Source organism: Pseudoduganella ginsengisoli (assembly GCF_009720865.1).
GTDB classification, from domain to species: Bacteria; Pseudomonadota; Gammaproteobacteria; order Burkholderiales; family Burkholderiaceae_D; genus Rugamonas; species Rugamonas ginsengisoli.
The window spans coordinates 267,540-282,926 of record NZ_WNLA01000002.1; the positions used below are offsets into that span (position 1 = coordinate 267,540).

The window sequence follows — 15,387 nt, forward strand, 5'->3', positions numbered from 1 at the left end:
GCATATGGCACAACCATTGATTGCTGTCGTTACCGGCGCATCGCGCGGCGCAGGCAAAGGCATTGCTTTGGCGTTGGCCGCGCAAGGCGCGATCGTCTACGTGACGGGCCGCTCGCAGCAGGAAGGCGATGCCGCCCTGCCCGGCACCATCCACGCCACGGCAGCGGAAATCACGCAAGCCGGCGGGACCGGCATTGCCGTCGCATGCGACCATGCTGACGATGCGCAAGTGGCCGCATTGTTCGAGCGTGTCAAGCGCGGCCACGGCAAGCTCGACATCCTTGTCAACAATGCCACGTTCCTGCACGACTGCCTGATCGACAAAGGCCCGTTCTGGGAAAAGCCGCTGGCGCTGGTCGAAATCCTCGACGTGGGCTTGCGCTCCGGCTATGTCGCCAGCCATTATGCGGCGCCGCTGCTGATCGCATCCGGCAAGGGCCTGATCGTGTTTACGTCGTCATTTGGCGCCAGCTGCTATATGCACGGCCCGGCCTATGGCGCGCAAAAATCCGGCATCGACAAGTTTGCCAAGGATATGGCGGTGGATTTGCGGCCCCATAACGTGGCGTGCGTGTCGCTGTGGATGGGGCCATTGAAAACCGAACGCACCAGGGCCGTGTGGGAGCGTGAACCGGACAAGTATGCGGCGTTCGAGCCCATGGCGGAAAGCCCGCAATTTACCGGCATGGTGATTGCAGCGCTGCACAGCGACCCGCAGCGCATGGACAAGTCCGGCCAGGTGCTGATCGTCGCGGAACAGGCGCAAGCCTATGGCATCCGCGACCTCGATGGCAAACAGCCGCCGTCGCACAGGTCCTTGCTGGGGGGTCCCGTGCAAGCGCATCCCGCCATTGTCGAGTAATCAGGCGCTGAGCGCGCCCGCCGCCCTGTGAGAGTGTGGATCGCCGGCGCGGGCGCGCCGGCGCGACGTCTTGTGTTCATACATGCGCTGGTCCGCCAGCGCCACCATGGCTTCGCGCGATGCGGCTTCCGCAGCGGCAGCCCAGCCCACGCTGGCGCCGGCTTGCGTAAATCCATCGACACGCAGCGCCAATTCAATGGTCTGCAACCCCGCCAGCAATACATCCACGTCGTCCCTGCGCGCCAGGATGGTGAATTCATCGCCGCCCAGGCGAAATACCGACACGCCTTCACGCGTCAATTGCGCCAGCCCCTGCGCAAAGGCCCGCAGCAGCGCATCGCCACGAGTGTGGCCGTCGCGGTCATTCACGGCTTTCAAGCCATCCAGGTCCAGCAGCAATACCACCAGTTCCGTGCGCTGCGCGTCGAAGCGCTGCGCCAGCTGTTCATCGAACGCATGGCGGTTGAAGATGCCCGTCAAATGGTCGGTTTGCGCCTGGATGATCGATTCGTTCAGCCGCCTCAGCGCCCGGTCTTTTTCCACTGCCAGCTGGCGCAGCTTATGGGCCAGCGCGAACGCCAGCAGCACGGCATCCATGGTGCCGCCCAATAAGGTCAGCAATTCCGGATTGTTGACAGGCGGCGGCACCAGGCCGAAATTGCTGGGCAAGATCAGGCACGCGGGCAGCAGCAGCGCGACAAACGCCAGTACAAAATAGCGCGCTTGCCGGTTGCCCGCCCTCAGGCACGCAATGCCGCTGGCCAGCGCGATCGTCAGCCAAACGCTGATGGTTAGCGTAGCGAGGAATGGCGCATACGGCAGCGCAAGCAAGACGCTGGGCAGCAGCAACAGCGGCAATACATAGTTGATGCGGCTGATACGGGCCAGCTTGGGGAAATGTTTTTTCAGTTGCAGGAATTCCACGTAAAACACGGTATTGGGAATCGGCAGCAGGAAGAACGGCACATACAGCCAGCGCATGTCGTGCCAGCCTAGTATCTGCGCCGGCAGCAGGAATTCCTGTGCCCATGCCACCATGTACAGCAACAGGTACAGCGCGTAAAACAAGGTCGCACGGTCCGGCCGCATCATGTGCACGAACAGGTTGAACAGCGCCAGCGCGGCCAGCGCCCCCAGCGCGCCGAGGCTCAGCATGTTTTCCACGGAGACCAGGTGGCGGTAGGCCGGTTCAGTAAATAAGCGCACGGCAGGCGGCGCGCGGTAAAACGGACTGTCGGTATGGATGACGATGGTGGCGCCGGCGCCGGGCTCCAGCCGGATGCGCTTACCGTAGTGCAGCGCATATTGATAATCGGCCTCGTAACCGGCGTCGAATTGCTGGATCGTCCCGTCGCTGCTGTAAATGCGCACGTCCACGCGGCGTATCATGACGCTGCCCGGCACCAGTACCCAGTCCGTATCCGGCGTGTCATTGCGCACTTCGGCCACCAGCCAATAGGCGCCGCCAAACATGCTGACTTGCTTTACCGGTAAATGGGAGCGGCGCCAGTCCTCAATCTCCGCTGCGTTGGCGGGAAACATCGTGTCCCCGGCGCCATGGGCCTGATAAATGACGCCGCCCCGGTGCATCAAGTCCACGCCGCCGGCGACTGCACTGGCGCCAGCCCATGCCGGGTGCCCGGCACAGGCCAGCAGCATGGCGACGAAGATGCGGAGCAGGATCTTCATAAGAACACAAGCTGCCCGCCCGCTCCGCTGCGGCGCCGCAGCGGAAACAATGCCAGTTTAATAAAAGCGGGCCGGCAAATCTTTAATCATTCCTGATCCTACCACATTGATTGCTTCCTGATAGGAACTACCCGGCGCCGGCATGCAGTACCCGTGGTACGCCATCGGCAATCGACAGTACCGCGCACGACGTGACCTGGCAGCGCGTGGCGCTGATTTTCCACACGCCGTCTTCACGCCGGTACGCATCGTCATAGCAAGCGCCGAATTGCGTGACGGTCTGCTTCACCGTGTCGATTTGCTGGTAATGCAGGCTCCACGTGCCGCGCGCGTTATCGCTGTCGATGATCGTGATGTCGGGATTTGCGCCATGGTGCATTTCCACGATATGCGGGTGGCAGCCCAGCTGCGTGAATAGCTGTACCAGCGCGTCGCGGTCCGTGAAACGGCCCAATGCGCCGTAATCGATATCCACCGGTCCCGCTACGAAACAGGCGCGCATGCCTGCGGGATTTTTGCTGTCGCAACTGTGGAAATAGCGGGCTTTCAACTGGCGGATGGCTTCCACGGCTTCCAGCCGCGCGATGCGTTCGGTGAAATCCGTCATGCTGCCTCCCAATGTGGCCGGCGCACCAGGTACTGGCTGGTCGGCACCACGTCGATCTTGTCGAAGTCGATGAAACGGCTGCACGAATCCATCATCATGTCCAGGTTGCGCTTGAACTTGTCGGTGTCGCCAATCGCATTGAAGAACGCATGCATGTCCGTCATGGCCGCTTGCGGAAAGCATTCTTCGACGATGGCGGAATAGCGCGGCGCCCCGTACGTCAAGGGCCGCACGACAAAGTTTTGCACGTACTGGAAGTTATCTTGCGTATCGATCGCCACTTGCGTGTGGTGGCCATGCCAGATATCGAGCCATGCGCCAGGCGTCAGGCGCGGCGGCACGCTGAGGAAGGCCAGCTGTGAAAAGCCGGCCGTGCGCTCGCCTTCGCGGGCCGGATAACGCGTGTTCTTGATAGGTTCCGATTCCGACACAAGGTAAGCCGCCATATGGCTGACCACTGCCGCCACGGCTTCATCAAACGGCTTGCGGAATGCGGCATTGGCGCTGTCCAGCCACACCGATACGGCGCCTGCAATGGCCGGCTGCGTTTGCACCTGGCGCAGCGCCGCGGCAGGCAATACCGCTTCATCGCACACATTGGCTTGCACGCCGCGCGCGCCCAGCGCCAGCAACTGCTGCGCCAGTTCGCCCCGGATTGTCGCGGCGAACGCTTCCGCACTGGTGCGCGGATCGCGCCACAGCGTATAGATGACCTTTTCCATCAGGCGGCCCGCCTTTGCACATCGATGCCGCGTTCACGCGCCATCGTCAGCGCCGTATCTTCAATCATGTCTTCCTGGCCGCCCACCATGCCGCGGCGGCCCATCTCCACGAGGATGTCGCGGGCCGGCACGCCGTAGCGCTGTTCCGCGCGTTTTGCAAACAGCAGGAAGGAGCCATAAACGCCGGCATAGCCCAGTGTCAGCGCATCGCGGTCGATACGGATGGGGAAATCCATCATCGGCACCACCAGGTCTTCGGCCGCATCCTGGATCTTGTACAAATCCACACCCGTTGCCATACCCATGCGGTGACAGACGGCCACCAGCACTTCCATCGGCGTATTACCGGCGCCGGCGCCCAGTCCTGCCGCCGCGGCATCGATGCGGTTGGCGCCGTATTCAATGGCCGTCAGCGAATTGGCAATACCCATGGCCAGGTTGTGGTGCGCATGGAAGCCCAGCTCCGTTTCCGGCTTGAGTTTTTCGCGCAGCAGGCCGATACGGGCCTTGACGTCTTCCGTCAGCATGTAGCCTGCCGAATCCGTGCAATAAATGCAGTTCGCGCCATAGCTTTCCATCAGCAGCGCCTGTTCCAGCAGCTTTTCCGGCGGCGCCATGTGGGCCATCATCAGGAAACCCACCGTATCCATGCCCAGCTTGCGCGCATGGGCAATGTGCTGCTGCGAGACGTCCGCTTCCGTGCAGTGCGTCGCCACACGGATGGTGGACACGCCCAGCTCGTAGGCCATGCGCAAATGGTCGACTGTGCCGATGCCCGGCAACAGCAGCGCCGACACCTTCGCGCGCTTCATCAGTGGAATCACGGCGCCCAGGTATTCTTCATCGCTGTGCATGGGGAAACCGTAATTGACGGACGAACCGCCCAGGCCATCGCCGTGCGTGACTTCAATCAGCGGCATGCCTGCTTCATCAAGGGCTTGCGCCACTGTCTTCATCTGGTCGAGGGTCATTTGATGGCGCTTCGGGTGCATACCATCGCGCAAGGTCATGTCATGCAACGTAATGGTCTTGCTCATGCTGCCTCCTGCAGTATCGATTGCGCATACAGTTCCGCCGTGCGGGCTGCGGCAGCTGTCATGATGTCCAGGTTGCCCGCATATTTCGGCAGGTAGTCGCCCAAGCCTTCCACTTCCAGGAAGACGGATACGCGCTGCCCGTCAAAAATGGGACCATTGACCAGACGGTAGCCCGGTACATAGTGCTGCACTTCCCTGATCATCGCGTGGATCGACGCCGTGATGGCTTCCACTTGCGGCTCGCCCTGCACCAGGCAGTGCACCGTATCGCGCATGATCATCGGCGGTTCGGCAGGGTTGATGACAATGATGGCTTTACCCTTCGCGGCGCCGCCCACCTGCTCCACGGCGGCTGCCGTCGTGCGGGTGAATTCGTCAATGTTGGCGCGCGTGCCGGGGCCGACCGAGCGCGACGACGTCGTGGCGACAATTTCCGCATAGTCGACGGCCTGCACGCGGGATACGGCCGCCACCATCGGGATAGTCGCCTGGCCGCCGCACGTCACCATGTTGACGTTCAGCGCATTACCGCCCAGCTCTTGCGAAAGATTCACGGGCGGCACGCAGAACGGGCCGATTGCGGCGGGAGTCAAGTCGATCATCATGACGCCCAGCGCATTGAGCTTGCGCGAATTTTCCGCATGGACGTAAGCGGACGTTGCGTCGAACGCAATCTGGATATTGTCTTCCTTTACGTGCGGCAGCAAGCCATCGACACCTTCCGCCGTGGTTTTCAGGCCCATCTCCGCGGCGCGCTTCAAACCGTCGGACGCGGCATCGATACCCACCATCCACACAGGTTCCAGCCACGGGCTGCGGCGCAATTTATACAGCAAGTCGGTGCCAATATTGCCTGGCCCGATCAGCGCACATCTGATCTTCATCATAATGTTTCCTATATGTGGGAGCCCGGCCTGAAGGCCCGGCACCCATGTTTTCTATACAAACGACACGGCGCAGGCGCCGATGCCTTCAATCCGCACGGACAGCGCGTCACCCGCCTTCACGGGCACCAGCACGGCCAGCGAGCCCGATAAAATCGGCTCCCCCGCTTCCAGCGCGATGCCCCGCCTGCCCAATTCATTGGCCAGCCATGCCACCGCTTCGGCCGGGTGGCCCAGCGCTGCGGCGCCAATGCCGGTGGCGACGGCTTCGCCGTTCTTCTCTATCGTCATCGCGCAGCCGGCCAAGTCCAGCCCTTGCGGCGATACCCGTTCCGCGCCGATGGCGAACACGCCGCATGACGCGTTATCCGCCACCGTATCGGCAATGCGGATGCGCCAGTCCTGCACGCGCGAATCGACGATTTCAAAACAGGCTGCCACGCTGCGGGTGGCGGCCAGCACCTGCTGTGCCGTGACGCCGGGACCCTGCAGGCGTTCCTTGAGGAAGAACGCGATTTCTCCTTCCGCGCGCGGCTGGATCAGCGTATCGATGGGAATCGCTGCGCCGTCCGCATACGCCATGCCGGACAGCAGGATGCCGAAGTCCGGCTGGCGCACGTCCAGCATGTCTTGCACGGCCTTGCTGGTGACGCCGATCTTCTTGCCGATCACGGTTTCGCCCTGGCCGATGCGGCGCGCCACCATGCGCTGCTGGATGCGGTACGCGTCATCGATGGTGAGAGCGTGCGTGGCGCTGGGCGGGTCCAGCGGCATGCGGGCTTGCCACGCTTCGTACAGGCGATCGCCGATGGCGTCGAGCTGCTGATTGCTGATCATTGCTTTTTCCTTACAGGCCGGACTGGCGGGCCGCGTCCGGCGTGTAGTCGGAAGCTTTCAGTTCGCCCGTGTTGATGCGGGCCGCTTTCGGCTGCTGGTTGGTCAGGCGGTCTGCCATGTACGCGCCGGACACCAGGTCGTGGTACACAGTGACGCGGGCGTGGTAAGCCTGCAATTCATACGCATACACGAGGTTCACCATCGCCACGCGCCACAATTCGCCGCGCGAGTCGTAGTGGTCGGCCATCACGGCATTCCACGTATCTTCATCCACGTACATGACGCGGCGCGCATACAGGTGGCGCATGCCGGTCTTGACTTTGCCTTCCAATACCCACACGCGGTGCAATTCATAGCGCATCAAGTCGGGATTCAAGTGGCCCTTGGCCAGCATGGTGTCGTACTTGACGCTGGTGTCATCGAGACGGTTGGCGTGGTAAGGGATGTACATTTCACGCTTGCCGACGATTTTCCAGTCATAGCGTTCCGGCGAACCGTTGAACAGGCGGTCTTCATCGACCGTGTGGAAACCGCCGGGGCCGAATGGCTGGTCGAAACCGAATTCCGGCGCCTGGCGCACGCGGCGCGTGCCCGGGTTGTAGCTCCACGTCTGGCGCGGATGGCTGGCGAAGTCGTTGGTTTCAAAGCCGACGTTGATCGTACCTTTTTCCCGCTCCGGCAAAATCGTATTGGTCAGGAAGTAGTTCGACGGGCCGCTTGCGCCGCGGTCCAGCACAGCCTTGCGGTCCATGTTGATGTTGTTGAACATGGCCATCATGCGGTAATTCGTGCGGCCCCACGCCTTGTTGCCGTCCGGGTAGACGACGGCTTGGTCGTAAATGGCGATTTCATTGTTGGCGCGGTACACGGTCTGCGTGTTCCAGAACAGTTCCAGGCCGGTTTTCGGCAACGGGAATGCCGGGCCGGCAAACGCACCGGAAAGCGTCAGGCCGCCATTGGCCAGCGTCGCGTTGGCGGCGTTTTCCTTGACGTTGGCAATCACCTTGTCCGGATAGCGGAAGTCGCGGTGGCTGGGATAGACCGGCACGCGGAACGTGGCCGGATAACGCTTGAACAGGGCTTTCTGGCCGTCGCTCAGGCGCTCCGCATATTGCGCCATGTTTTGCGCCGTGATGGTGAACAGCGGCTTTTCATTCGGGTACGGATCCGGGTGGATGTTGCCCGTGCCCTGGAAATGCACGCCGGGAGGCACGCCCAGCCACTTGCCGGAATAAGCGGGAATGCTGCCATCCTTGTTGCCTTCCTTTTCCGCACCCAGCGGCGTCAGGGTCGTGCCCAGCGCCTTGATTTCTTCCGGCGTGGAAGCGTGGGCGCTGAAAGATATGGCAACTGCAGCGGCGCACAGGGCGAATGATTTGAATTTGCTATGCATGACGATCTCCCGACTTAAAAGCGATACTTCACGTTAAAGCTGATGTAATTGCGGTCGCCCAGCGGACGCAGGGCCGCGTCGCTGCCGCCCAGGAATGCGTTATAGGCGGCGCCTACTTCCAGGTTGCTCAGGTAGCGGAACGTCACGCCCACGCTGAGGCGCTTGTCTCCCTTGCCCGTCAGCGCGCCAAAACTGCCCGCCACGGCTGGCACGCCGCGCACCAGGTGCTGGAACGTGACCGGCATGTCCATGTCCCAGCCGCCAAACACGTTTTGGTAGCTCAGCGTTGGCCCCACCACGTAGCCCCATGAAGATTTCGTCGCGGCCAATTGGCTGTATTGGGTACCGGCGATGGTCAACGCATCGACGCTGCCGGCTCTATGCACGCCCACTTCCGCCACCAGGATCATGGAATCGGCCAACACGGTTTTTTCTATGGCCTTGATGGCGGAGACTTGCCCCTGCCACGACGTTGAACGCGACGACACCGGACCGGCCGGCGTATTGACCAGCACAGGCGCGCCGCTGCGGCGGCTCAATTCACCGGCGAGGCTGATGCCCATCACTTGCGTGGAGAATGTGGCGCCCGCCAGGTGGATGCCGTCGAAATACTTGACCTGGTACGTGGTCGGCAGGAACTGGTAAGCAGGCGGCAGCGCCGCCGACGTGATGGCGGGAATACCCGCTTGCGGCAATCCCGGATACAAGGTGGCGATGCCGAAGTTCATTTGCACGGACGGGTTCTTGTCGTGGTAGCGCAGGTAGTACAGGCCCAGTTCCGTACCGGCTTCAGGGCGGAAGCGCGCGCCTATGCCGAACTGGCCACGGTCCGATGGACGGATATCGGGGCCGCGCGTTGCCGCCAGCATCATCGGCAAGCCTGGCAATGCCGCAGTGGCGGGATTGGCCAACAGCGGGTTGGCCATCACGTAGATGCGGTCCGCGCCCGGGCCGATCATGTCCGCGTAGCTGAAATACGTGCCGGCTGGCGATACTTCCGTTGGCTTGTATTTGTACTGGTAATACGCCATCGCGCTGAACGACGGGGTAATCGCCCACTGCGCCGACACCTGGCCCGTTGGCAGCAGGATGTCTTTGACTTCCGCGCCGGCCACGCTGGATTTCGTCGCGTCGGCAGGCGCCTGCGCGCCGGCGATATTCGGGAAATACAGCGCTTCGCCCCACTGCACCACTTGCTGGCCTGCGCGCAGGTTCAGCTTTGTGTCGCCTGGCGTGAAGGCCCCATAGGCATACACGTCCAGCATGCGGGCGCGACGGCCCGCATAGTCGCGCGCGCCTTCCGTGAACGATTGCGGATCGCCGCCATGGTTGACGGTCGATGGCGCGTCGTTGTCGTTGCGGCGGTTGTAGACATTGTCATAGAACATGCTGGCGCGTGCGAACAGGCCCAGGTTCTGATATTTCACATCGCCTTCCAGCAGTGCGCTGAGACGGTTTTCCGTCAGGCTGTGGCGCTTGAAATTGCGGTCGCCGTCATCCGAGTTGATAGTGGCTGGCAAGCCTGCCGCGCCAACCGGGCCATTGATCAATGCAGCGCTGGGCGCCTTGGTGCGCATGGCAACGCCATAGTTCAGCGTTGCATTGAAATCCAGCGTGGCTTCATCGCCCAGGTTGATGGTGGGGGCTGCCAAAACTGGCGCACACGCTGCCAGCATGGCTGCTTGTGCAATCAAGCGAAGCTTCGCTGGTGGCACGGCCCTGGTCGTACTTTTCATGCTTTGTCTCCTCGTGTTTTTGTTTAAGGTCTTGCAGCATTGAGTTCAGTGTTGATTTTTGGCGGGCTGCCAACATCGGCTGAATGGACTAGTCAAGTTGTGCTGTGCGGATTGGCTGCGGCAAGGAACGCGGGGCGTTCGCCGCCGCCGTCAAGCACCAGGTTGCAGCCGCTGGCATAGGCTGCGGCGGGTGATGCCAGGTACAGGCATGCGGCAGCAACTTCTTCAGGCTGCGCCAGCCGCCCCATGGGGATCGTGGCGCCTATGGCTTTCAATCCTTTTTCATCGCCGTAGTGCTGCAGCGCCTCGTCCGTCAGCACCAGCCCCGGGCTGACGGCTGCCACGCGCACCTTGGGCGCCCACTCGACAGCCAGCGAGCGCACGAGGTTGACGATGCCCGCCTTGGCTGCGCCATATGCCGCCGTGCCGGGCGACGGCCGCAATGCGCTGACGCTGCCGATAAACAGGATCACGCCGCCCTGCTCCCGCATGTGCGCATGGGCGCTCTGCGCCAGCAATAGCGGCGCGGTCAAGTTCAGCGCAATGATGGAAGCGGACAGGCGCGGCGACGCGTCGGCTGCCGGCACGTGCGGGCTGCCGCCTGCATTGTTGACGAGGATGTCGAGGCGGCCGTGGCGCTGCGCAATGGCGTCCACCATGGCGGCCGCCTGTTCCGCATCGCGCACATCGGCGGCAATGAATTGCGCTGTCCTGCCGCCATGGGCAATCGCTTGTTCCGGCTGCTTTCTGCCGCACACATAGACAGTTGCGCCCTGTTGCAAAAAGGCTAAAGCAATCGCGCGCCCGATGCCGCGCGTGCCGCCGGTGACCAGTACCACGTGGCCGGAATAGTCGTTGTGAGTGTTCATGCGTAGCGCTCCCTGAAAGTTGCGATGGTAGAAAAATCAGGGGCTGCCGTCTTAGTCTGAAGGGACGATGCTGCATGGTTTTCATTGCGCGACGATGTGGTTCACCTATGGCAAACGGAGCAACTCCATGACATCTGATTCCCCTATTCCTGTTGGGCGCCACGTGCAATTGCGCAGTGGCCTGACGGTGCATTACCACGAAGCCGGCAGCGGCGGCTTACCTGTGGTTTTCCTGCACGGCAGCGGCCCTGGCGCCAGCGGCTACAGCAATTTCAAGCACAACTATCCTGTGTTTGCGGCGCATGGCCACCGCGTGATCGTGCCGGATTTGCCGGGCTATGGCTTGTCGTCGAAACCCGCCGATGCGGAATATGTGCTGGACTATTTTGTCGGCGCACTGCGCGAACTGTTGCAGGAACTGGACATCCGCCGCTGCATCCTCATTGGTAATTCGCTGGGCGGCGCCATCGCCATCAAGTACGCGCTGGACTATCCATCCGACGTGGCCAGGCTGGTGCTGATGGCGCCGGGCGGTGTGGAAGAACGCGACACGTATTTCGCCATGGAAGGCATTCAGCAAATGGTGAAGCTGTTTGCCGGGCGCCAGCTCGATGACGCCAACATGCGCGGGCTGATGTCGCTGCTGGTGGCCGATCCCGCCCACATCACGGATGAATTGATTGCCGAGCGCTTGCCGGTGGCCGACAGCCAGCCAACCACCGTGCTGTCCACCATGCGCGTGCCGAACATGACGGAGCGCTTGCACGAACTGGCTTGCCCGGTGCTGGCGTTCTGGGGCACGGGCGACCGGTTCAACCCCGTATCCGGCGCGCACAAGCTGCTCGACCATTGCCCAGAGGCGCGCTGCCTGCTGATCAACCGCTGCGGCCACTGGGTCATGGTGGAACACCGCGAATTATTCAACCGTGAATGCCTGGCTTTCTTTGAGGAGTAATGATGATTAAGGACATGATGCGGCAAATGCTGCAGGGGATTACCGCGACTGTGCCTGCCGCACAAGTGGAAGCGGGCGTGCGGGCTTATTTGCACAGCTGGCATAGCGGCGATGCGATGGCGCGGGCGAATTTGTTTGCCGACGACGTGGTGCTGGAAGACCCGGTTGGGGCCGCGCCTGTCGTGGGCAAGGCGGCGCTGCTGGCGTTCTGGGCCAGGGCTGAAGGGCCGCATGCGAAGTTCGAGCCGGAACTGGTGCGGTTGACCGTGTGCGGCGATGAGGCGGTGGCCGTGTTTAACTTGCACGTCGAGTTTGCAGGGGCCGGCAAGGCGACGTTGCGGATTATTGATAATTTCCAGTTTGATGGGCAGGGGAAGATCAGGCGGCTGCGGGCGTTTTGGGATGCGCAGTCGGTGGAGTAAGGGGTGTGGGGACAGGCCCTGGCGGACCTGTCCCCAGCAAATGTATCAACGGATCCCCATATTGGCGACGCTGTTCAACAGCAGCCGCACCAATTCAGTCTGCCGCGTCACATCGGTCTTCGAGAAAATCGCCCGCAAGTGCGCACGGGCAGTATTCCTGCGTATCCCCAGTTCCAGCGCCGCATCTTCCAGCGACAAGCCATTGGCCAGCTGCACCGCCAGCGCTGCTTCAGCAGGCGTAAAGCTGAACAGCTGCCGCACGATATCGACCGGCGCTTCCGCTTTCCCTTCCGGGTCGCGGATATAGATGGCGGCAGCGGGACTGCTGGCGCCTTCCGACCACTCGCTGGGCGGCACGCTATGCACGACGACGCCGAGATTGCGCTTGCCTGAATGCCGTTCAATGGAAATGGCTTCCACCACGGCCGTGCGGCGCGCCATGCCGTAGTTGTCCAGCGCGTGCTTGATCAGGCGCTGCAACTCGCGGTTGCCGCCGGCATGCGTTGCGTGCGGCATATTGCCTACCAGGCGCATGCCGTCAGCGGACGCCAGCAATTCATCGGCCTGCTTGTTGGTCTTCAGCACGCGGCCATTCCTGTCGAGGATGATGGTGGCCACCATCAGGCGGTCCATCGCGCCCGCATACAGGCGGCGCTCCGACTCCGCGAGATCAAGCTTGCCGTGGAAATGCACGGCGCGCTTGAAGTGCGGCAGCAGCAGGCCGCACAATTCCTTGTCCGCGCTGGTGAAGTTCGGCGCGCCATGGCCACGGCACACGCGCAGGCGGCATTCACCGCCATCGGCCGTATGGATGTCAGCACCCATCAGGCGGTGCACGTCATACGGCTTCAGGAACTCCTGGTAAAACGGCGACGCCATCCATGCTTTTTCATCCAGGATGTCGTTGATCGTCACCATGCGGTCGCCCGGCAGGCCGACAAACGGGTCCATCGCAAAGAAATGGCTGTTGTAGGAAATAAGACCCTCTGTGGTGACGTCACCGACATTGACCATCATGCCGTGGTCCCCCACTCTGGGCTGGCGCAGGATCAGGGTCACGTAATTCGCATCCAGCAAATTGCGCAACCCCATCAGGCACTTTTCCCAGGGGACGGGCTCCAGCAAGCCATCATAAATGGATGCGGTGATTTCGCTGAATTTCTCCAGCGGGAAGGTGGCGACAGCGTTCTTCATATTGCCCCTCAGCTGGCAGCCCGCGCTCAGGCCAGCTTCGCTTCAAAGATGCGGCGCTCGCCTATGTGCGGCGGCACCTGCGCGGCATCGGTATAAAACTGCGCATACCATTCGCGCAACTGGTACACCGGACCGTCCGCTTCGCACAGCAGAGGGTTGTCGATGCGCGTTTTATTATGCCAGATTGCAACATCCTCATAGAACGCTTCTTGCGCCAATTTCACGTATTGCATGGCTGCTTCGTGGTTTTGTTGTTCATTCAACCCGGGGAATTTGCGCACCATGACGCCGAAACGCAATTCGAAACTATCCAGGTTGATCGGCACGTGGCAATTCAACAAAATGGAATCGACGGGATAGCCATTCATTTCGCCCTTCATGACGGTGATCTGGTACGACGGGCCGTAATACGTGGCGGTGCTGGTCAGGATACCGTCCGCCGACAGGCGCGGGCTGCGGCTGACCATCACCTGCTCTGCCTCGTGGGCTTCGAAACGGTTGTGGAAACTCACCACTTGCGCACCGTGTACCTGGCCGAAGTGCGCCATATCCGCCACGTTGTCGATCAATTCGCGGCAGTTGGTGTTGATAACCATGCGGTCGATAACCCAGTCGGTCCACTCGTCCGAGAACGCCGCATCGATGCGGGGGATCGCTACTTCATCCGGCGCAGGATTGCCTTCCGGGTCGTTCCACACGAACAGCAGCTTGTTTTGCTCCATCGTCGGCCACGCGCCGATGCGGGCTTTCGGCGGCACGCGTTTGCAATACGGGATTTCGCTGCACGAACCATCGCCGGACCAGCGCCAGTCGTGGAATGGGCAAGCCAGCGTATCGCCTTTGACCTGGCCCTGGCTCAAATCCGCGCCCATGTGGGGGCAATAGCTGTCCAGGATGTGCAGCTTGCCGGACTCGCCCTGGTAAGCCACCAGGCGGCGGCCAAAAATGTTCAATGTATGCGGCTTGCCATCCTTGTAGCCGTCGGCCAGTCCCAGGCAATGCCAGCCGCGCGCATAGCGGTTGTTGATGGGGGCTGCCTCGATCTTGTATACCTTTGCCATGCTGATGTCTCCTTTTTTATATGTCGCGTCTTTCACGCTCATGGTGACAAAGTACGAATTTGGCAGCCTTGCGGCATCGTCTTTATGGACGATGCCCGGGGACGCCTGGGGACCGATAGTGCAACCAGCCCGTCCGCGCCGCGGACCATGGCCGTCCCTATTTTTCTGGAGTTCCCATGTCTACCGATCCCCAAGTGCAGGCAATACTGGCCATGTATGCCAGCCTGCCCCAGCCTGACTATGCAGCCTTGCGCGGCGCAGATTACCGCGCAGGTGTCGCGCAAATGCAACCGGTTCCACTGAATGAACACGTGGCCCGCGTGGCGGAATGTTCGCTGCCAGGGCCCGCGGGTCCCATAAACGCGCGCCTGTACCACCCGCAGCCTGGCGTTACGCTGCCATGCATCGTGTTTTTCCACGGCGGCGGCTGGGTCGCGTGCAGTGTGGATTCGCATGACAATATTTGCCGGCGCCTTGCCCGGCTGTCGGGGTGCGCAGTGCTGTCGGTGGATTACCGGCTGGCGCCGGAAGCCGTGTTCCCTGCGGCGCTGGATGACGCCTGCGCCGCACTGCGCTGGGTGGCTGTACAAGGCGCGTCGTTTGGCATCGATGCTACGCGGCTGGCCGTGGCGGGCGACAGCGCGGGCGGTAACCTGGCGGCAGCCTGCGCGCAGCAGGCGCTGGATCCCGCGCTGGAATTGCCTGCGATTGCGCACCAACTGCTGTTTTATCCGGTGCTCGATAGCGGTTGCGGCACGCCGTCTTACAATGCGTATGCAGACGGGTATTTGCTGACGGCCGGCTTGATGAAGTGGTTTTGGAAACAGTACGCGCCATCGGTGGAGGCCCGTGCGGATGCCCGCGCCGCTCCGGGCCTGGCATCGTCAGTGGCCGGCTTGCCCGCCGCTACCGTGCTGCTGGCGCAATGCGATCCTTTGCATGACGAAGGCTGGCAATATGCGGAACGCTTGCGGGCAGCCGGTGTGCCGGTCACGCTGCGCAGCTGGGAAGGCTTGTTCCACGGCTTTGCCAGCATGGTGGGCGTGCTAGCCGCTGCGGATGAAGCGGTGGCAGTGGGGGCGGCGGAGGTCAAGAAGGCGCTGCTGGGCTGAAGCCCAT

Annotated in this window: 15 protein-coding genes; 4 read left to right on the forward strand and 11 right to left on the reverse strand. The window is 61.9% G+C overall.

Annotation, left to right across the window (positions count from 1 at the left end):
* Positions 1 to 4 precede the first annotated feature (4 nt).
* On the forward strand, positions 5 to 862 hold the full coding sequence (locus GM668_RS05870; protein WP_155437996.1) for an SDR family NAD(P)-dependent oxidoreductase: 858 nt from the start codon (positions 5 to 7) through the stop codon (positions 860 to 862).
* Here GM668_RS05870 and GM668_RS05875 read toward each other — a convergent pair whose 3' ends face one another.
* From GM668_RS05875 to GM668_RS05915, 9 genes are all read right to left on the reverse strand, one after another.
* Complete coding sequence (locus tag GM668_RS05875; RefSeq protein WP_155437997.1) at positions 863 to 2,551, reverse strand: GGDEF domain-containing protein; 1,689 nt, start codon at positions 2,549 to 2,551, stop codon at positions 863 to 865.
* 127 nt (positions 2,552 to 2,678) lie between these two features.
* The gene (locus GM668_RS05880; RefSeq protein WP_155437998.1) at positions 2,679 to 3,158 is read right to left on the reverse strand and encodes a nuclear transport factor 2 family protein; all 480 of its coding nucleotides are present in this window, start codon (positions 3,156 to 3,158) and stop codon (positions 2,679 to 2,681) included.
* Positions 3,155 to 3,880: an EthD domain-containing protein gene (locus tag GM668_RS05885; protein WP_155437999.1), complete on the reverse strand. Its 726-nt coding sequence runs from the start codon at positions 3,878 to 3,880 to the stop codon at positions 3,155 to 3,157. Before GM668_RS05885 ends, GM668_RS05880 begins: the two co-directional genes overlap by 4 nt.
* Positions 3,880 to 4,917 (reverse strand): 4-hydroxy-2-oxovalerate aldolase, encoded by a 1,038-nt coding sequence (gene dmpG / locus GM668_RS05890; RefSeq protein WP_155438000.1) that lies wholly within the window; start codon positions 4,915 to 4,917, stop codon positions 3,880 to 3,882. Before dmpG ends, GM668_RS05885 begins: the two co-directional genes overlap by 1 nt.
* A complete protein-coding gene (locus tag GM668_RS05895) occupies positions 4,914 to 5,807 on the reverse strand; it encodes an acetaldehyde dehydrogenase (acetylating) (RefSeq protein WP_371868647.1) in 894 nt (297 codons plus the stop codon). Before GM668_RS05895 ends, dmpG begins: the two co-directional genes overlap by 4 nt.
* Before the next feature lie 48 nt (positions 5,808 to 5,855).
* The gene (locus GM668_RS05900) at positions 5,856 to 6,638 is read right to left on the reverse strand and encodes a fumarylacetoacetate hydrolase family protein (RefSeq protein ID WP_155438002.1); all 783 of its coding nucleotides are present in this window, start codon (positions 6,636 to 6,638) and stop codon (positions 5,856 to 5,858) included.
* Between the two features lie 10 nt (positions 6,639 to 6,648).
* On the reverse strand, positions 6,649 to 8,031 hold the full coding sequence (locus tag GM668_RS05905; RefSeq protein WP_155438003.1) for a DUF1329 domain-containing protein: 1,383 nt from the start codon (positions 8,029 to 8,031) through the stop codon (positions 6,649 to 6,651).
* A gap of 14 nt (positions 8,032 to 8,045) precedes the next feature.
* Complete coding sequence (locus GM668_RS05910) at positions 8,046 to 9,767, reverse strand: DUF1302 domain-containing protein (RefSeq protein ID WP_155438004.1); 1,722 nt, start codon at positions 9,765 to 9,767, stop codon at positions 8,046 to 8,048.
* Between the two features lie 92 nt (positions 9,768 to 9,859).
* Positions 9,860 to 10,636, reverse strand: a complete 777-nt coding sequence (locus GM668_RS05915; RefSeq protein ID WP_155438005.1) for an SDR family oxidoreductase — start codon at positions 10,634 to 10,636, stop codon at positions 9,860 to 9,862.
* Between the two features lie 127 nt (positions 10,637 to 10,763).
* Between GM668_RS05915 and GM668_RS05920 the strand changes: the two genes are divergently transcribed.
* Positions 10,764 to 11,591, forward strand: a complete 828-nt coding sequence (locus GM668_RS05920) for an alpha/beta fold hydrolase (RefSeq protein ID WP_155438006.1) — start codon at positions 10,764 to 10,766, stop codon at positions 11,589 to 11,591.
* Positions 11,591 to 12,013 carry a nuclear transport factor 2 family protein gene (locus tag GM668_RS05925; RefSeq protein WP_155438007.1) on the forward strand — a complete coding sequence of 141 codons (423 nt, stop codon included), beginning with the start codon at positions 11,591 to 11,593 and terminating at the stop codon, positions 12,011 to 12,013. Before GM668_RS05920 ends, GM668_RS05925 begins: the two co-directional genes overlap by 1 nt.
* A gap of 45 nt (positions 12,014 to 12,058) precedes the next feature.
* On the opposite strand, the gene GM668_RS05930 is transcribed toward GM668_RS05925, so the two are convergent.
* The gene (locus GM668_RS05930) at positions 12,059 to 13,207 is read right to left on the reverse strand and encodes a helix-turn-helix transcriptional regulator (RefSeq protein ID WP_155438008.1); all 1,149 of its coding nucleotides are present in this window, start codon (positions 13,205 to 13,207) and stop codon (positions 12,059 to 12,061) included.
* A 26-nt stretch (positions 13,208 to 13,233) separates the two neighbouring features.
* Complete coding sequence (locus GM668_RS05935; RefSeq protein ID WP_155438009.1) at positions 13,234 to 14,268, reverse strand: 3-ketosteroid-9-alpha-monooxygenase, oxygenase component; 1,035 nt, start codon at positions 14,266 to 14,268, stop codon at positions 13,234 to 13,236.
* Between the two features lie 176 nt (positions 14,269 to 14,444).
* On the opposite strand from GM668_RS05935, the gene GM668_RS05940 reads away from it, so the two are divergent.
* Positions 14,445 to 15,380: an alpha/beta hydrolase gene (locus GM668_RS05940; protein WP_155438010.1), complete on the forward strand. Its 936-nt coding sequence runs from the start codon at positions 14,445 to 14,447 to the stop codon at positions 15,378 to 15,380.
* Positions 15,381 to 15,387: the final 7 nt, after the last annotated feature.